The following is a 19,192-nucleotide window of genomic DNA, read 5'->3' on the forward strand; positions in this document are numbered from 1 at the left end:
AGCCAAATAACGTTGAGGTTGATACAAATGAGAGAAATTCCATTTGTATCAACCTTTTATTCGTCATGTGAGATACAAAGCAAAATAAATCATAATGCGTACCCTTCAATAAAATTTAGTGCACATTGAGAATGATGAGCAGCAAGTCTTTTTGCAAATTTCTGATCCGGGTATCCCCTATGAAGCAGCTTTAAACCACCAGAAGTTAATGAAATGTGGTGATGGAATCGATAGAATAGCATCCTGTTCGGATCGAGAGTATCATTCTTTAGAAAACGGTAAAAATTCCTGAAACGGAAATCTAAAAAACTGTGTTCGTGCTCAATGTCAAAAAAGCCAGCACCTTCGATATCGATCAAATATGGTTCTAGTTTGTCATTAACCAATACGTGGTCAGGGCCTAGTTCACCATGTATAAATCCATAACGGCTTCTAGGTTCAATTCTTGATTCAAGCTCATATAAAGTATCGAGAAGTTTGCTATGGTTAGCCTGAATGCTGTCCATATGTTGGGAAGCATAGAATAGCTGTCTTTTTGCATTCTCCGTCTTCAATTGATGGCAAGGTTTCGAATTGATACCTCTATGATTAGCTTTACCATACGTGCTACTTTCGTTAGCATGCATGTTAGTTAACATATTCCCCAACCTCTGAAACAGTTTATCTTGAACCGTTGAGTCAGAATGATGGAAGTAGTCTTCTGCTGTATGTCCGTTTACGTATTCAACAAGAGCATAATCAAACGAATAACGACTCCTTTCCTTATTGAGATTATAGAGAGAGGGGGTTCGTATTCCTCGTTGCGTTAAATACATATTATTTAGCTCAAATAAATCACTGCCGAAGGATTGTTCAGTTATATTTTCAATTTCTTTTTCTTCTTTGAAATAATTCTTAGTAAGATCCCACACATATAGAACACAAGAAAATCCATTGCTGCATTGAATCCTGTAGACGACCTTTTGTGCACCACCATGTATTTGTGTAACATTAGAAACCAAATGACTGGTGCCAAAGACATTTTTAATATAGTCCTGTAAATCAATTAGATTGAGGGGACAAATGACTTTCAAGAAATAACACTCCTTTTTTTAAGTTTTGCCGGCAACCATACTATATAAAAAATCTGGCAAAAAAAATAGACTGTTTCTTGGAAATTTGTTATGATGTTGTAAGAGTTCTATATAAAAATAGCGATTAAAAAACCCCCCGTTGGATTCCAATGGGGGGTTCTTTGGTGCGGTCATTTCATTATAGGGTGTGGGTGTCGTATATACTAAGCGAGCCTTTATTATAATTTAAACGAGCTTTTCAATGAGACGATTAGGTTGAAAACAGGTTTCTCTTTTGTTGAATCTTTAGGATCAACGTTAAAGTAGCCATGTCTGAAAAATTGGAACTTCTCTTGTACTTGAATGGCTTTCATTGTTGGTTCAACATATCCGTTAAGCACTTGCATAGAATGAGGATTAATTTGATCAAGGAAGGTCTTTTCCTCGCCCTCTTCCTCATTTGAGTCTTCCTTTAATAGAAGTGGCTCATATAAGCGGAATTCGGCTGGAATGGCTTGGGATGCTTCTACCCAATGAATCGTGCCCTTCACCTTTCTACCTGTGAAGCCCGTTCCGCTTTTGGTTTCAGGGTCATACGTACAGTGAATTTCGATTACATTTCCTTCTGGGTCCTTAATCACTTCTTCACATTTAATGAAATAAGCATGCTTCAGCCTAACCTCGTTGCCTGGGTACAAGCGAAAATACTTCTTCGGTGGATTTTCCATAAAGTCTTCCTGCTCAATATAAATCTCGCGTGAAAAAGGAATTTGTCGCTTACCCATATCCGGATTTTCTGGGTTGATTTCTGCATCAAGCCATTCGGTTTGCCCTTCAGGGTAATTCGTAATAACGACTTTTAATGGGCGAATGATTCCCATTGTTCGTGGTGCTTTCATCTTTAAATCTTCACGAACAAAGTAGTCTAGCATTTGCGAATCGACTTCACCTGCTCCTTTGGATACGCCTGTTTCCTTAACGAATTCACGAATCGCTTCAGGTGTATAACCACGACGTCTTAAGCCTGATATCGTAGGCATACGAGGATCATCCCAGCCGTCAACGATCTTTTCATCTACAAGCTGCTTCAATTTACGTTTACTCATCACAGTATTTGTAATGTTCAAACGACCAAATTCAGTTTGCTCGGGTACATGTTCCATTTCACACTCAGCGACGACCCAATTGTAAAGAGGACGTTGATCCTCAAATTCCGTTGTACATAACGAATGAGTAACACCTTCGATGGCATCCTCAAGAGGGTGAGCGAAGGCATACATCGGATAAATACACCATGTATCACCAGTGTTATGATGTGTCGCATGAGCAATACGATAAATAACAGGGTCACGCATGTTGATGTTTGGTGAACTCATGTCAATTTTGGCACGTAATACTTTTTCACCATTGGCAAATTCACCGTTACGCATGCGCTCGAAGAGGTCAAGGTTTTCCGCAATGGCACGATTTCGATACGGACTATCTTTTCCTGTTTCTGTTAATGTCCCACGATATTGGCGAATCTCTTCTTGAGATAAGTCATCAACATATGCTTTTCCTTTATTAATAAGTAAGACAGCTCGATCATACATTTCTTGAAAGTAATCAGATGCAAAAAAGAGACCATCCCAATCATAGCCAAGCCATTCAACATCTTCCTTGATCGCATTGACATATTCTGTGTCCTCTTTCAATGGATTGGTGTCATCAAAGCGGAGATTCGTCTTACCGTTAAAATCATCCGCTAGACCGAAATTGATGACGATTGACTTTGCATGCCCAATATGTAAATAGCCATTTGGCTCTGGAGGGAAGCGAGTGACGACATGGTCTCTCTTCTTTGTCTCTAAGTCATTCTTTATGATGTTTCGTATGAAATTGGAATTCGTATGGTCCATTTGTATCATCCTATCTTATAAATTCTCTGTGTATCATTTTTCCAGATTGTCGGTTACTAGACAATATTGTATCACAAGTCATTCTGTGAGCAAATGTACGATTGATTTGCAGTGCTAATGATACATCTGGCGATACTCAGTCGGAGTCATTCCTTCGTGTTCGAGAAAGCGTTTGTTGAAATAACTAATACTTGTATAGCCTGATTGTTCGGCAATTTCTTTAACGGTCACTTGTTTATCCTTAAGTAATAATTGTTTACTGCGTTGTAATCGACATAACGTAATGAATGCCATCGGAGTCATTTGTGTAGCTCGCTTAAATAAGCGGCAAAAATAATAATGACTTACTTTTGCTTTATTGGCCCAATAGTCCAATTCAAAAGGCTCACAGGCTTTGTCTTGCATCTGTGGTAAAAGACTGTGAATACGATCATCTAGCTCCGTATTTTCAGTTACATGTCTTGGCTGCACGTTTGTGATGAACTCGATGAGGAAGGCATAGGTTGCTATTGAAATGGGTGATAGCTGTCGCAAGCAATATTGATCAGCTTTATTTAGAAGCTGTTCATGAGCAGCTTCTAAATGGGTGATTTGTTGAGCTTTCCATAAGATAAACCGTTGAAAGCCTTTTTCGGATAGAAATGGTTGTAGATGATCTCCATAAAAATGTACCCATCTCACATCCCAAGGGTCATCTTCACTACTATAGTAGCATTGCTGCTGCATGGGGAAATATAAAAAGGCATCTCCCCTTTTAACTAAAAAGCGTTCCTGATCAATTTCTACGTAACCAGTACCTGAAAGAATAAAATGAATACTAAAGTTATTTAATGTACCTACATCTCTTTTGACATAATGATCGGGTTCACCTGAGTAATGTCCAATTGATTCAGGTAAAATGAGATATTCGTGTTTTGTCAATGTCGGGAAGAGTGCTTGTCTTTGCATAAGATACCCTCCTTGTTGCTATGATTTAGTGAATGTAAAAATACCGAAGCTTGTTAAGCTACTTAACGTGTTGAAAGTTGATTTAGAGAATAGTAGGAGACAATATTGTTTCATTTGATGTCAATAAGCTTATATTTTTATTTTATTCTTTATTTATTATACTAGCAATATAGTGTTAATTTGAAGGAGGATGACGATGGAAAAGGTTCGTTGGGGAGTTATTGGAAGTGCAAATATTGCGAAGAAGTCTGTTATTCCAGGTATTCAGCAATCTGAAACAGGAGAAGTTGTGGCGATTGCTAGTCGAAATAAGGAAAAGGCTGAGGAAGCTGCAAAGGAATTATCTATACCAATTGCATATGGCAGCTATGAGGAATTACTTAATGATTCTACGATAGAAGCGGTCTATATTCCATTGCCGAATCATCTACACAAAGAATGGACAATTCGCGCTGCTGAAGCAGGTAAGCATGTTTTATGTGAAAAGCCTGCAGCATTAAATACAGAAGAAGTGAAAGAAATGGAAGCGGCGTGTGAAAAAGCAGGAGTTGTATTTGCCGAAGCGTTTATGTATCGATACCACCCTCGTTATGCAATGATTCGCGAAGTAATGGAATCAGGAAGAATTGGAGAAATCCGAGGAATACATGGAACATTTACATTTAATAATGCCGAGGATTCGAGCAATGTGCGCTATAAGAAAGCATGGGGTGGAGGATCTTTATATGATGTAGGTGTTTATCCAATTAGTGCAGCTCGTATGCTGCTAAGACAGGAACCACAAGCAGCAACGGTTCATGCTTTTTACTCTGATGAGCATGATGGTGTTGATATGATGGTTTCAGGTTTGTTGGAATTTAAGCACGGTGTCGCCATGACGTTTGATTGTGGGATGTGGGCAGCATTTCGAAATACACTTGAAATTGTGGGGACTGAAGGGCGAATCGAAGTTCCTTCGGCGTTTGTTGGCCATCAATCGGAGGAAGATCATTTTTATGTGATTACGAATGATGGTAAATCAGAAGTCGAAGTACCGAAGCTGAATCAATATGCATTGCAAGCAGATGCTTTAGGGAGAACGATTCGTAGTATTGAGCCTCTTCCTTATCCAGTTACAGATGCTGTCTTAAATATGAAAGTGCTTGATGCATGCTTAACGTCAGCCCAACAACGCCAGCGAGTTGAAATCAAGTAGGAGGGCTTTAATATGAAAACAATCAAGATTGAAGGGATAGAGAAACGATTATCTGTATTGGTTCAAGGGTCTGATTATTTTCGGCCAAGCAATTATGACAAAGTTTGTGAAGTGTTAGATCGATATTTTTCAATTGGTGGGAATACGATTGATACGGCTCATGTTTATTGCGGTGGAGAAAGTGAGGTGGCCATTGGCCAGTGGATGAAGGAGCGAGGGAATCGCGAGGATGTGATCATTTTAACGAAGGGAGCACACCATGATGAGAGTGGTCCTAGAGTTAATCCAGAAGCGATTACAAAAGACTTGTTTGAAAGCTTAGATCGTCTTGGAACGGACTACGTTGATTTGTATGCTCTGCATCGCGATGATTTGAGTGTTCCCGTTAGTGAAATTGTTGATGTATTAAATGAGCATATTGAGGCTGGAAGAATCAAAGCGATCGGTGGCTCAAACTGGACGGTCCAACGTATTCAAGAAGCGAATGAGTATGCCCAATCAAACGGATTGATTGGATTTACGTTTAGTAGTCCGAACTTAAGCTTGGCAAAGCCAAATGAGCCATTTTGGTCAGGATGTGTTTCAGCAGAAGCAGAGGATTGCAAATGGCATGAACGTAATCAAATTCCGATTCTTTCATGGTCTTCACAAGCAAGAGGTTTTTTTACAGGACGCTTTTCACCTGAGGATCGTAGCAATGAGGATCTTGTTCGTGTCTTTTATAGTGATGCTAATTGGGAACGTTTACGACGTGCAGAAGAATTAGCTGCGGAAAAAGGTGTGACGGCTATTCAAATAGCACTTGCCTATGTATTAAATCAACCATTTCCAACAGCTGCCTTGATTGGGGCACAAAATGAAACGGAATTGAATTCGTGCTTAGAAGGCTCAAAAATTAAATTAACAAATGATGAGGTACGTTGGTTAGAGAATGGAGATGTAATTTAAGAGAAAGGAACTGTGGAAGTTTGGTTTTTTATCTTTTTTCAGTGACCTCTTTAAGAGGAGTGTCTCAAAAAGGTATGAAAGTAACCTTTTGAGACACTCCTTTTTCTGAAAGGGTAAGCATTTAATCAAGGTAGTTTAAGTGGAAGAAAAGACAGCTGCGAAGCTTTTCTTAGAAAAAAGTAAGGTCTTGTGGAAACGGTTTTGGTTTCTTACAAGTGCTTTTCATTTTGTAATGAGTTTCGTTTTCTGATGAGATATGAAACCCATGCATCGCTTCTAATACATGATACGCTAATTCACCACTCGCTCGGTGAGGCTGACCAGTTAAAATGGCATTGGCCATATCAGCGACCCCAATCCCCCTACTGTTTTCCACTAACTGATGAGTGTGTGCAATTTCTTTAAAATCCTGTTCATCACGTTTTCTCACTTTAACGACACCACTGAATGTATTAGGATCAGGTACGAGCATCGTTCCTTCACTTCCGTAAATTTCGATAGGAGGTAAGGTCGAGCCTCCGAATGCGTCGAAGCTTGTTGTTAAAGTCGCCATCGCCCCACTTGCAAAATCAATAACCCCAGAAAGGTGAGTAGGCGTCATGACAGTGACCTTTTCTCCTGCTTTTGGTTCACTTAAGATCGTTCGTACTGGATAACTAATACGAGCAGAGCCGGCTATTTTTTTCATCGGTCCGAGAAGGGCGGTGAGAGCTGTTAAATAATAGGGTCCCATATCAAACATAGGACCGCCACCTTCATCGTAATAAAAGGCAGGATCAGGGTGCCAGTGCTCGTGACCACGACCAATCATAAAGGCTGATGCGCCAATGGGAGTGCCAATTTCTCCTCTTTCAATCACTTGAATCGCTGTTTGGATTCCGGCACCTAAAAAGGTGTCAGGAGCAGAGCCAACGAGAAGGCCCTTTTCCTTGGCCTTTTGCAAAATGGCGTTCGCCTCATCTGTTCTTACAGTAAAAGGCTTTTCAGTATAGACGTGTTTTCCAGCATTAAGAGCTTTGAGACAGACGTCTGCATGTGCTTTCGGGATCGTTAAGTTAATAATAAGCTCTACCGAAGGATCATCTAAGATTTCATCCACGGTGTAAGCCTTTTCGATTCCAAATTTATTTGCCTGCGCTTGAGCTCTTTCAAGGCTTATATCAGCACAAGCAACGAGTTCAATATGATTCAAGGTGTGGCAATTTTTAAAATAAATCGAGCTAATATTGCCACATCCGATAATGCCTACTTTAATTGTGTTCATTTTTACCTCCGAATGGTTCATTATAGTTGGCTATCACCCATGCCTGTATAGGCAGTGTTCATCTGTTCTTGTTTTCCACTATATAAAGCTTTTCCTTCTGCAGCCCATAAGAATCCTCTTCTCATCATAAGAGAAACTTCAGGCATAGCGATAACATTAGCTACGTGACCTAATGAATTATAGAAGACACGGCCGACACCCCAGCGCTTCGTCCAAACGACAGGCATGTCAACTGACTTATTTAAGGAATGGGGACCTTCAATGACAGGGAATCGAGTCGTTGCCAGCACTTCTACTGCCGGATCAACATGCAAGTAATATTGTTCGCTACATACTTCAAAATCTGAAAGTCCTTCTAAAATGGGACTAGATGTGCTTTTAATATGAACTGTGTAATCAACGCCATCATTCCCAGGGTGAGCAACCCAATTACCTCCTGTCATGAATTGCCAATCAACATTCGTACGGAAGGAGTCACACATTCCGCCGTGACAGCCTGCTAAGCCAACACCTGCTTGGACAGCTTTAGAAATGTTAGCTACGTATTTGCCTTCAATTTCTCCCATCGTCCAATGAGGAACAATTAAGTCTAGCGATTCTAGTTTCTCCGGATCGTTGTAAGAATCTAATGTATCAGATAGTTCAACATCAAAATTCTCTTCTTCTAAAATGGTTTTAAATAGATTAGCAACTTGCTCTGGTTCATGACCATCCCAGCCACCCCAGACGATTAATGCTTTTTTGTTCATATGATCACTCCTAAATGAAAGTTTATAAATCTGAAACTTGAACCCATTGGCGTTTCTCAATCGATAAATCAACAGCATCTAATACTTGCTGACATTTGACGCCATCTTCAAAGTTTGGAACAGGCTGACGATTCTCTGCAAAGGCTTCTAGCAATTCGGTTACAGCATGAATAAATGTATGCTCATAGCCGATCGTATGCCCTGCTGGCCACCAAACGTCTGAATAAGCGTGAGCCTCATCGGTTGCGAGAACACGACGGAACCCTTGAACATCTTCTTCATCATTCTCAAAGTACACTTGAAGTTCATTTAAGCGTTCAAAGTCAAAGATAACGCTTCCTTTACTTCCGTTGATTTCGAAAGAATTTGTACTACGATGCCCTGTCGCAAAGCGAGTTGCTTCAAAGCTACCGAGAGCTCCGTTTGCAAACCGAGCCATAAATAATGTGGCATCATCAACAGTAACCTCGCCTTTTGGTGAGTTCTCGTCTCCTGATGCAGATAAACCAGTCATTTCTGTTGGTAGTGGGCGCTCCTTAATGAACGTTTCGTTCATACCAATGACTTCTGAGATGTCCCCGATTAAGTAGTGAGCCATATCGATTAAATGTGCCCCTAAATCACCATGTGCTCCAGAGCCGGCGATCTCCTTTTGTAATCGCCATACAAGAGGGAAATTAGGGTCTGTGATCCAATCTTGGAGGAACCAAGCGCGAAAGTGATGAATCTTTCCTAAACGTCCTTCATCTATCAGCTTTTTAGCTAGCATAACAGCAGGAGTAAATCGATAGTTGAAGTTCACCATATGCTTTACACCTGTTTCTTTGACAACGGCAAGCATTTCACGTGCATCTTCGAGTGTAAGCGCTAATGGTTTTTCGCAAAAGACATGCTTTCCGGCCCTTGCTGCAGCGATTGCAATTTCTTTATGAGCATCGCTCGGTGCATTAATATCTATGACATCAATATCGTCTCGACTAATAAGATCGTTCCAGTCAGTCGTGTACTCTTGCCAACCAAATTGTGTAGCAGCTTCAGAGACACCTTGCGGGTTACGTCCACAAATTACTTTCATTTCTGGACGAATGTGCTTAGGAAAAAACATCGGAAGGTCACGATAGGCATGACTGTGCGCCTTCCCCATAAATTTATAACCTACCATCCCGATATTAATTGATTTCATGCTTCTCAATCCTTTCACTTATTTTTTAATATGAGTTGAGGCACGCTCTTTGATTGTGACTGGTAATCTTTCATGAATGTCATTCGTATGTCGCTTCGTCAGCTTCGTTAATACATGATGGGCAGCTAGCTTTCCCATATCGAATAATGGAACCTTCACAGAGCTAAGTGGTGGGTGAACCATACGAGTGAGATCAGAATCATCATAGCCCATTAGTGCATAGTCACGTCCTACTTCATAACCCAATTCACTTAAGCCTTGCATTAATCCAATTGCCATTCGATCATTCGAAGCAAATATGGCATCAATTTCTGTCATAATGGGAGCTATTTCTTGAGCTCTATTCATTCCACTAGTCCGGCTATAGTTACCTTGGAATATCCAACGGTCATTTATATGAATTCCTGCTTCCATTAAGGCAGATTCATAACCACGCTTCCGTTCTTGGCTGTTTGAGTACGTGCTAGGTCCGTTAAGAAAGGCAATGTTCTGATAGCCTTTTTTTATGAGAAATGTCACGGCTTGTTTGCTTCCTTCATAATGTTCGGCATCAATGGAGTAAAAGGGTTCATTTTGAAATGTTTGATTAACGAGACAATATGGAACGCTTGCTTGGTGAAGCTTTGATAATGATTCACGTTCAGATTTGGTATCTTTTGAGCCGAGAATGATACAGCCATCGACCTTTTGTGAGTGAAAAAGCTGCGTATAGTCGAGCTGCTCGTCAGGTGATTGAAATAAAAGGAGTAAGCCATAGTTTTGTTCAGCTAGCTTAATACCAATTCCGCTCAGAATCTCAGAAAAATAATACGTTGATAGAATACGAACCTTTGGTAAATAAGGTACAATGACACCGATGTTTCCACTTTTTCCTTTGGCAAAATTTTGTGCAATGGCATTTGGATAATAGTCTAGCTCTTTTGCTGCTTGGAGGACTTTTTGTTTTGTTTCTTCGCGTAATGGAGCAACGTTATTAAAAACGCGTGATACTGTAGCTTCAGAAACGCCAGCTCGTTGCGCGACATCTTTTCGTGTTGCTAACGGAACCACCACCTTACTTTATATAATGTACACGCGTTCATTTTGCTTCTTTTTCTATTCTTTGTCAATAGCTTTTATGAAAAAATGTGTAGAAGGATACAAATTTTATTTGTACATACACCTGTCATTTTATGTTAATGTATATTTTAATCAAGTTTTTAGGAGGTTATGATGAATAAACAGCTCATACAATTTCAACAAACAATGGATGAGGTTAAGGGATTGAAGGAGAAGTCTACGGAGTTCTTACTACAACCGATTGCTAAGGATAAATGGTCGACGAGAGAAGTGGTTGCTCATATGTATTATTGGGATGAGTATATTTTAAAGCAAATGGCGCCTAATATAGCTGATGGTGAGCGGTTACTAGCATTTCCAGATCATGATGAGCATAATGAGAAAGGGCTTGAGCTTGTCAAAGATTACACTGCTCGGCAGATCATCGATCTATTTCTTGAAACAAGGGAGAAGCTTGTTCGCGAACTAGAAAGGGTCGATGATCATATTCGTTTTATGATTGGAGCAGGAAAAAGGCGGTTCTCTATCGAAAGCTTTGTTACGATCTTTGTTAGACACGATGCTCATCATTTAAAGCAAATTCAGGAATTAGAAAAGAAGTGATGAGTAGACCTTCATATTTAGAAAGGTAAGAGCTTAATCAAGTTGATCCGTTACACGTTGAGTCTGAAAGAATTCCACTTTCAGGCTCAAGAAGAAGGAGGGATATAGGTGGAAAGCGGCGGTTGGAATGTTGTTATTGTTGATGATGAGTGTCTAGTAAGAGCAGGGCTCAAACATATAATTAATTGGCAACAGGAGGGCTTTTCAATCGTGGGTGAAGCTTCAAATGGGAAGGAAGCATTGGAGCTTCTTAGCAGGAAAACCGTTCATATCGTGATCACAGATACGGTCATGCCTATTATGAATGGGAAAAGCTTAATTAAATCAATCAAAAAGCTATTCCCTCAAATACAAATTATTTTATTAAGTGAATTTGGCGAGTTTGACTATGTGTATGAGGCAAGTCATTATGGAGTGGTTGATGTTTTATTAAAAAATAGAATTAATATGAATAAGCTACTAGACTCATTAGAAAAAGCGAAATACATTATACGAAAGGAGAGAAAATGTTATTTAAATCACTTATTTAAGACGGTCGTATTTGAAAATGATTTAAGAAACAAAACGGCATTAGCATCATATTTTAAAGATAGTCACTATTTTCTTTTAGGACTCAAAAATGAAAGCGCTACCAATAATGAAAGTTACATCGACTATCAATGTGATCATATTTTAGAAGTATTACAGAGTGAGCAAGAAAGAATACCCTGGTTTCTAGTAGAAGAAGGGAAAAAAGCGATCTTCTTTATTAATGTAAATATAAAACGCTTATCTAGTATTAAGCATTCTATTTCTCACTTAAGTAAGGTTAATAGCCATCAACGTACCTATTATGTTTTGTCAGATACGTATGAGAGCTTACAAGAATTATGCTTTGTAGGAATGAATGATCTTCGTAAGCTCTTTACGTATACATTTTTCTATCCTGACCAAACATTCCTTACAATGAAAGATTTACCTTCACAAGTATATAGAAATCGATATTTTGATTTAGACTTATTTATACAACAATTAAGAAATCAACAGTATAATCAAGCACTTTCCTATTTACAAACTCATATCACATATCTATCCACCGAATATAGCCAGAAGGAATACGAATTTAAACGATTTGTCCAGACGATGATCATGACCCTTTCCTCATTCATCATAGATAAGAGATCTGATATTGATCAAATGAAGTGGTCTTATATCAAATATATAGACGGTTCTCCTAATATAAGAAGAGTATTATTGGTGTGGAATCGTTTTGTAGAAAAAGTAAAAGACAGTTTTTCTCAATCTCATGAGCACTCCGATCAAACGAGCATATCTCGAATAAAATCATATATGAAAGAGCATTACACTGAACCGATTTCTTTAAATGATGTCGCAAGTCATTTTCATTTTAATCCTTCCTATTTCTCAAAATACTTTACGACTCATAGTGAAGAAAGCTTCATAGAATATTTGAATAAACTCCGAATTGAACAGGCCAAAAAACTATTAGTAAGTGATTCAGTACTTATATCTGACATTTGTCGTGCGGTAGGCTTTACTGACCACAGTTACTTTTGCAAAGTATTTAAAAAGGTGACGAAACAATCTCCAAGTAAATATCGTGAAAATTCTATGAAGCTAGAAAAAATGATAAAAACAAAAAATAGTACAAATATATAAAAAAAATAAACTGTATAGACAAAAATGAGACGAATCAATCGAAAGATAATTCTAACTGTGAATGATAGGGAGATGCTATCATTATCAATAATGAAATCGGTTTCAAAATAAGGAGAGGAGGAAAAGTTTTCTACTCGCTAAAACTAGTTTGATGTTCTCAACTCGATATAAGGAGGAAGAGGTTATGAGGAAACCGTTATCGATACTTGGCATTAGTGTATTGTTTATCATTAGTTCATTTATACCGGCATGGTCAGCTGACTCCTTTCAGGCAACTGCAGCAACAAATGTCGACCAATCGATCCAACTAGATCCTAGCTATCAGCATGAGCCATTTGACGGCTGGGGGACCGCTCTTGTTTGGTTTGCGAATGTGATTGGTGGTTGGCCTGATGAGGCAAAGGAAGAGCTTGCCGACTTACTATTTGCAGAAGAAGGACTTCATTTGAACATCGGAAGGTACAATATTGGTGGTGGAGATTCACCAGAAACAGAGCCATATATGCGTTTAGGTGGAGCTGTGCCTGGTTATTGGAATCGACCTGCTGAATTCGGGCCACCGGAAGATGCAGATGAGAGCTGGGAGGAGCAAGAGAATTGGTGGGATCCTTCAAATCCAACGCATTGGGATTGGCAAGCTGATGAAAACCAGCTGTGGTGGGTGAAAGCGGCAATGGAAAGAGGTGCTGACACGTTTGAAGCTTTCTCTAATTCACCCCCTTATTTTATGACACAAAGCGGCTACACCTCAGGTAACTTCCATTCATGGGACGATAATATTAAGCCTGATCAAATTGAAAATTTCGCGAAATATTTAGTTCGTGTTGTCGAATATTTAGAAGAGAACGAAGGGGTTCAATTTAAGACACTATCACCGATCAATGAGCCTAATAACGGTTATTGGGGTGCAGGAAATCGGCAAGAAGGAGCCAACTGGGCTCCAGAAACACAAGCGGCTATGATTAATGCTGTTTATGAACAATTAAGTGATTCTGCAGTTGATACAGTCGTATCAGCAATGGATGAAACGAATCCGAGCCGTTTTCGCTATAATTGGGAGCACTATGATGAAACGACACGAGCGAATATTGGACAATTAAATGTACACACATATTGGCCAGCGCAACGGACTAGTGTGAGAGATATCGCAAAGGGCGTCAGCACACGATTGTGGATGTCAGAGGTTGATTTAGGTCCTAGTGGCATTCCGCAAAACCATGAAGATATTCGACCAGCCTTAGCCTTATCTGAGCGTATTCAGACCGATATACAGGAGCTAGAGCCAAAAGCATGGGTATTATGGCAAGCGATTGAAGATGAAGTGAACATGAACGCTGAGCACGAGAATATGAATTGGGGGTTAATTCATGTTGACTTTGACCCAGATGATTTTGAACAATTAGACTATCATATTAATAAAAAGTATTATGCAATGGGGCAATATAGTAAGTTTATCCGTCCAGGATATCAATTTATCAATTCAAACAATCGTGATGCTCTTGCGGCAATTGATCGTGAGCAGGATCAAGCTGTCGTCGTCTATACGAACCATTCAGCAGAGAATGAGAAGGTGGAAATTGATCTAAGTGCTTTTGGAACGATTACTGAAAATGCAAAGGCAGAAGTATATGTGACATCGCCTTCAGACAATTTAGCTAAAAAAGAAGAAAGGAACGTTCATGACGATTCACTTACAATGAATGTGCAACCACAATCAATTACGACCTTTGTGATATCAGGTGTATCGGGCGTTAATATAGATAACGCCTTTTTAAAGGAAGAACAACCGTATCATTTCATCAATAAAAATAGTGGGAAAGCATTGGATATCGGAACAGATAACGAATCCATTGTGCAAAAAACAAAGGAAAACGAAGAAGAGAGCCAACATTGGCTGCTTCAAAAGGCAACGAACGGATTCAGCCATACCGAATACTATTATATCGTTCATCAATCGTCAGGGAAGGTACTGACTGTGAACGATGGTGCGATATTGGATGAAAAAGATGAAGGTGATGATCGCCAAAAGTGGCTTCTTTCTACATTTGGAAATGGTGAATACACTTTATTGAATGCTGAAACGAGAACAATCTTAGAAGTTGGTGGACAATCAACGAATGAAGATGCACCTGTTGGAGTGTGGAATCCAAATGCAGGAAATCATCAAATTTGGCAGTTAGAAAGAACGGGCATAACAGAGATGGAAGCTGTTGAAATTGTGACGATTCCTGGTGTCAAGCCAGAGCTACCTGCAGAAATTTCGATCACTTATGGTGATGGAGCGCCTGTTATGCGTCATGTTGAATGGGAAGAAATGGATGCGTCATTTTACGCAGAGGAGAATGAATTTACTGTAGAAGGGAAGATAGAGGGTACAGATGTTGCTGTACTTGCGACTGTCATCGTAAGTCATGTCGTAAATATTGAACCAGTTCTTTTAAAGGCTGTTGTCGGGCATGCGCCGTCTTTACCGAGTAGGGTTCCTGTATTATTGGAGAATGGTGCAAAAGGTCAAGTGAATGTTTCATGGAATGAAATCAATTCAGAGCTATATCATGAAATAGGGAAATTCACTATTTCTGGAGCGTTAGCAGGGACAGAGGTAGAAGTGAAAGGATACGTACAAGTAGGAGAACCAGCACTAGAAAATGTTGCGTTGAATCCTAGAGATGTCAATCTTGAGTTTCCACAAGCATCGGCTTCTTTCACAGGTCAGTGGGATAATATTCGGTATATTCATGATGATGATTATTCGACTGATAGATGGACGAATTGGGATCCCAATTCTTGGCGTGAGGAAGATTGGGTAGAGATCGACTTTGGGGAAGAGGAAACGATTTCTCATATTGACTTCTTTTTCTATGATGATGAAGATGGCACGAGACCTCCTTCGTCCTTGCACGTGGAATATTGGACAGGAAGTGATTGGGAAAGAGTTAAGCAAGGTGAACTGGAGTTAGATGAAACGGTTCGAACAACAGAAGCATCATTAACCTTTGAGCCAATAACAACAACAAAAATGCGAGTTGTTATGCAAGCGATGGAAAATGCTTGTATCGCAATTGTGGAATTAGTTGTATTAGGAGAAAGTAAAACGATCTCTCAATTAGGAACGGATGCTACGTTAGAAGCGATCGTGGTTAATGGTGAATCGCTTCAAGGATTTGATCCACTTACATTTGATTACACGTATGAATGGTTTTCAGACAATCATGAGTTTCCTGAAGTTGAAGTCGTGACAAGTCATTTATTTGCTAATTATGAGCTCGACTATTCATCATCAGAGAATGGTAAAATTATAATGACTGTTTTAGCAGAGGACAGTGAAACGAATCAAGTATATTCACTATTGTTAATACCACCACCTGAAGGAGAGGAGCCACCACCTGGAGGAGAAGAGCCACCACCTGGAGGAGAAGAGCCACCGCCTGAAGGAGAGGAGCCACCACCTGAAGGAGAGGAGCCGCCACCTGGGGGAGAGGAGCCGCCACCTGGGGGAGAAGAGCCACCACCTGGGGGAGAAGAGCCACCGCCTGAAGGAGAGGAGCCACCACCTGAAGGAGAAGAGCCGCCACCTGGGGGAGAGGAGCCGCCACCTGGGGGAGAAGAGCCGCCACCTGGGGGAGAAGAGCCACCACCTGGGGGAGAAGAGCCACCACCTGGGGGAGAAGAGCCACCACCGGGCGACGATCAGCAAAAGGGAGAGGGAGAAGGCCTCCCCGATACCGCTACGAATGTCTATCAAATCATGTTGATTGGATTTATTCTGCTTATAGTAGGACTCTTGTCGGTGTCCATTAGTCGAAAATTAATAGACAAGAGTGATTTTTAAATCAAGAAGAGGCTGGGACATAACTAGCTTCAAATAGTGAAAAAGGTTAATTTGAGTGTACTCAAATTAACCTTTCAGACCTTAGACAAAACGGCTTTGAGAAATGACTCTCAAAGCCGTTTTTGCATTTTTTTTATGGTTTTTCGGTGCTGGCACTGTCGGTTGGGTGTTCCTCCAGTGCCATGTCGCCAGTTTTTTTAGGTTCATGGCAGCAAAAACAAGCATCGCCTGCATTGAATTTTTTTCGAGCCCCTTCAGGTTCGTCCAACGCATCCTGCCAAATGTGGCGCAAGACCAGCTTCTTATGGTCTTTGTTTTTGGTACATTGAGAAAGCACGGGACCATTCTGACACACACTCGGATTGGAGCTGTACTCACGGTATCCTTCTCTGTTCGTTGTTCGGTAATGAAGAAGTTGGTCTTGCGGACAGATGTAACAATCGTAGTATTCATCATACACAAACTCGTGCTTTCGGAAGTAGCCCGGAGGCGTCATTGGTCGTTTGTAAGGCATGACCGCTCTTGTTTCTTCTTCTTGAAGCTTCTTCGCAATACTTGGTGTCTTGTAGCCAGCATCGACGGCTACGACTTGTGGCTTGGTGACCTTCTCTTTTACTTGATCAAATAACTCGTGAAACACTTGGCTATCATGAACATTGGCAGGAGTAACAATGGTTCCAAGAACAAATCCATTCGAATCACAGGCCGTATGAAAGCTGTACGCAAACATTTTCTCTCGTTCACTTTTCACATAATACCCACTTTCAGGGTCTGTTGTGCTCTCCTTCACCTCTCTCGAAGTGTCCTTCGCCCGAGGAGGTAGGGGCTTTTTTCCGTTTTGTACTCGTTCTACATTGATTTCTTTTTCTAGTTGTTTTTGATACGCTCGAGTTTCTGAGTGAACTACCTTCTTACCAAACTTTCGCTTATTGGCATTCGCTTTTACATGCGTGGAATCAATGAACGCCACATCTGGGTTCACAAACCCTTTTTCCATTGCATTCCGAAGGATGCGGTAGAAAACCTGTTCGAACACATCACTTTCGCGGAATCGGCGGGCATAGTTTTTCCCGAACGTAGAGAAGTGGGGGATTTTATCATCGAAGCCAAACCCTAAAAACCAACGATAGGCGACGTTTGTTTCTATTTCTTTGATCGTTTGACGCATTGAACGAATACCAAATATGTATTGAATAAACACCATTTTTACTAACACGACAGGATCAATACTAGGACGACCTTTATCAGAAGAATACAGATCTTTCACTAGATCGTAAATGAAGTCAAAGTCAATCGCATGATCTAGTTTCCGAACAAGATGGTCTTCCCGGACTAGTTTCTCAATCCAGACCATCTCCATTTGCATTCGCTTATCTCCCAACTTTTTTGACATCATTATTTATTCACCCCTGTCCTTTTTTCACTTATATTATAAAAGAAAAACTGAACACCTGTCTTTATTTGAAGAGAAGCACCCTCTTTTTTCCACTAGAAATAGCGGACGGGATGGGAGGGCCGACTCCTGCAGGAGGTGAAGGGCAGGTTGAAATCCACCGGCGCAGCCGGTTAGTTCAACGCCCGCCTGCGGAAAGCGTGCCCCCCATCCCGGTAGCGTAGTCGAAGAGCCGAATCCTGACTACTAAACAAACCAGCCTGTCGACAAAGTCGACAGGCTGAAAGGTTAATTTGAGTGTACTCAAATTAACCTTTTTCTATTTATCAGAGGAGGGTTTTGTCCCAGCCTCTGCTTTTGTCTATAAGTTACTTAAGGCTTCAAACTTCGTCCGTGATACAGTTGTCTGAATGTTTTTTTCAGACAATAAAAGCAATTGGAACACCACGTTTATTATAGGACAACTTCATGAAGTACTTGTTTCTCTTTGTGATTCAGCATGTTTTTATGAATCACATCTGTAATGGCTTTGTTCATATGATTCAAAAGATCATTCGTCTCCTCTTTATCACCAACTACATAAATATTTTGCCAGCCTGCGTGCTTAGCCAATCGATCTAGTGTGGATGCTAGACTCTTATACCAACGATAACGATTTGCTTCAAACCGTTCGCGGAACTTTTCTTGTTGTGTGCTTTTTCCTCCACTTCCAACGGTTGCACGAGATTCATGAGGGCCTAAGTACTCTCGCCAATCTTCTGTATCTAAGTCTAGCTGGAAATGATGTGATTGTTTTAAAGATCCGAGTTCGGCATCAAGAACCTTGACTTGTTCTTTTTGTGTGAGGATCACGCCTGTTTTTGGGAATGTTTGATGTAATTCTCTTAATTGACTTGTGTTTGCTACTTCCTTCCACTCAAACTCTGTTTGAACAGGCATTTGAAACTTCTCTGCAAACCATACTGATTGGTCTGCTGTCGCAAATATAATAACACTTCTTGCTAGACTTTGTTCGTTTTCCTTCATATATCTTTCTATTTTTTTTCTTACAATGGAGTAATTTCTTTTTTCCTCCTCGTTATCTACTTCATTCAAATAACTTTCGAAATTCCGTAGACCATTTTTAAGGTGGATTTTCCATTCTCCCCCTTGCTGGTCAGGGTCAGAGCGATCTGTGTTTAAGTACATAGTTAAGATTTTGTTGGATTTTTCTAAATAGATCTTTTCTAGTTTTTCGATCTCTTTTTGAATATCCATATTCGCACTTCTCCTCCTCTTAATCATTTCGAGTATACTGTACTGTAACCGAAACATGGTAAAATGAAACATAGATATAAAGGATGGTAACGTCTCTATATTAAAATAAGGGAAGACTTGTAAATGGATATAACTGTAACAACTAGAAATAA

At 40.2% G+C, this 19,192-nt stretch carries 13 protein-coding genes and 1 pseudogene; 5 read left to right on the plus strand and 9 right to left on the minus strand.

Going from position 1 to position 19,192, the window contains the following annotated elements; all coding sequences use genetic code 11:
* Nucleotides 1-89: 89 nt before the first annotated feature.
* The 3 genes from ACERJO_RS06010 to ACERJO_RS06020 all read right to left on the minus strand — a co-directional run bounded on the left by ACERJO_RS06010 (nt 90) and on the right by ACERJO_RS06020 (nt 3,898).
* A complete protein-coding gene (locus ACERJO_RS06010; RefSeq protein ID WP_373646986.1) occupies nt 90-1,028 on the minus strand; it encodes a phosphotransferase in 939 nt (312 codons plus the stop codon).
* A 263-nt stretch (nt 1,029-1,291) separates the two neighbouring features.
* Nucleotides 1,292-2,950: a glutamine--tRNA ligase/YqeY domain fusion protein gene (locus ACERJO_RS06015; protein ID WP_373646900.1), complete on the minus strand. Its 1,659-nt coding sequence runs from the start codon at nt 2,948-2,950 to the stop codon at nt 1,292-1,294.
* Nucleotides 2,951-3,064: 114 nt separating this feature from the next.
* Nucleotides 3,065-3,898: an AraC family transcriptional regulator gene (locus ACERJO_RS06020; RefSeq protein ID WP_247105738.1), complete on the minus strand. Its 834-nt coding sequence runs from the start codon at nt 3,896-3,898 to the stop codon at nt 3,065-3,067.
* A 190-nt stretch (nt 3,899-4,088) separates the two neighbouring features.
* Here ACERJO_RS06020 and ACERJO_RS06025 point away from each other — a divergent pair, with 190 nt between their 5' ends.
* Complete coding sequence (locus tag ACERJO_RS06025; RefSeq protein ID WP_373646901.1) at nt 4,089-5,093, plus strand: Gfo/Idh/MocA family protein; 1,005 nt, start codon at nt 4,089-4,091, stop codon at nt 5,091-5,093.
* Between the two features lie 12 nt (nt 5,094-5,105).
* Nucleotides 5,106-6,041 (plus strand): aldo/keto reductase, encoded by a 936-nt coding sequence (locus tag ACERJO_RS06030; protein WP_373646902.1) that lies wholly within the window; start codon nt 5,106-5,108, stop codon nt 6,039-6,041.
* A gap of 169 nt (nt 6,042-6,210) precedes the next feature.
* On the opposite strand, the gene ACERJO_RS06035 is transcribed toward ACERJO_RS06030, so the two are convergent.
* Genes ACERJO_RS06035 through ACERJO_RS06050 form a run of 4 tightly spaced genes read right to left on the minus strand, consistent with a single transcriptional unit; the run spans nt 6,211 to nt 10,287 of the window.
* A complete protein-coding gene (locus tag ACERJO_RS06035) occupies nt 6,211-7,305 on the minus strand; it encodes a Gfo/Idh/MocA family protein (protein WP_247105735.1) in 1,095 nt (364 codons plus the stop codon).
* Between the two features lie 20 nt (nt 7,306-7,325).
* Complete coding sequence (locus tag ACERJO_RS06040; protein ID WP_247105734.1) at nt 7,326-8,054, minus strand: ThuA domain-containing protein; 729 nt, start codon at nt 8,052-8,054, stop codon at nt 7,326-7,328.
* Nucleotides 8,055-8,076: 22 nt separating this feature from the next.
* A complete protein-coding gene (locus ACERJO_RS06045) occupies nt 8,077-9,237 on the minus strand; it encodes a Gfo/Idh/MocA family protein (RefSeq protein ID WP_373646903.1) in 1,161 nt (386 codons plus the stop codon).
* Nucleotides 9,238-9,255: 18 nt separating this feature from the next.
* The gene (locus tag ACERJO_RS06050) at nt 9,256-10,287 is read right to left on the minus strand and encodes a LacI family DNA-binding transcriptional regulator (protein WP_247105859.1); all 1,032 of its coding nucleotides are present in this window, start codon (nt 10,285-10,287) and stop codon (nt 9,256-9,258) included.
* A 162-nt stretch (nt 10,288-10,449) separates the two neighbouring features.
* Here ACERJO_RS06050 and ACERJO_RS06055 point away from each other — a divergent pair, with 162 nt between their 5' ends.
* The 3 genes from ACERJO_RS06055 to ACERJO_RS06065 all read left to right on the plus strand — a co-directional run bounded on the left by ACERJO_RS06055 (nt 10,450) and on the right by ACERJO_RS06065 (nt 16,390).
* Nucleotides 10,450-10,899, plus strand: a complete 450-nt coding sequence (locus ACERJO_RS06055) for a DinB family protein (RefSeq protein ID WP_373646904.1) — start codon at nt 10,450-10,452, stop codon at nt 10,897-10,899.
* 108 nt (nt 10,900-11,007) lie between these two features.
* Nucleotides 11,008-12,558: a response regulator transcription factor gene (locus ACERJO_RS06060; RefSeq protein WP_247105731.1), complete on the plus strand. Its 1,551-nt coding sequence runs from the start codon at nt 11,008-11,010 to the stop codon at nt 12,556-12,558.
* A 184-nt stretch (nt 12,559-12,742) separates the two neighbouring features.
* Nucleotides 12,743-16,390, plus strand: a complete 3,648-nt coding sequence (locus ACERJO_RS06065) for a glycoside hydrolase (RefSeq protein ID WP_373646905.1) — start codon at nt 12,743-12,745, stop codon at nt 16,388-16,390.
* Between the two features lie 61 nt (nt 16,391-16,451).
* Here the strand turns inward: ACERJO_RS06065 and ACERJO_RS06070 are convergent.
* Together ACERJO_RS06070 and ACERJO_RS06075 are read right to left on the minus strand one after the other, a co-directional pair.
* Nucleotides 16,452-17,786, minus strand: a pseudogene (locus ACERJO_RS06070) (IS1182 family transposase).
* 450 nt (nt 17,787-18,236) lie between these two features.
* Complete coding sequence (locus ACERJO_RS06075) at nt 18,237-19,040, minus strand: VLRF1 family aeRF1-type release factor (protein ID WP_373646906.1); 804 nt, start codon at nt 19,038-19,040, stop codon at nt 18,237-18,239.
* Between the last annotated feature and the right edge of the window lie 152 nt (nt 19,041-19,192).

Origin of the sequence: Halalkalibacter sp. AB-rgal2, from assembly GCF_041821005.1 — a bacterium.
Classification (GTDB): domain Bacteria; phylum Bacillota; class Bacilli; order Bacillales; family Bacillaceae_D; genus Halalkalibacter.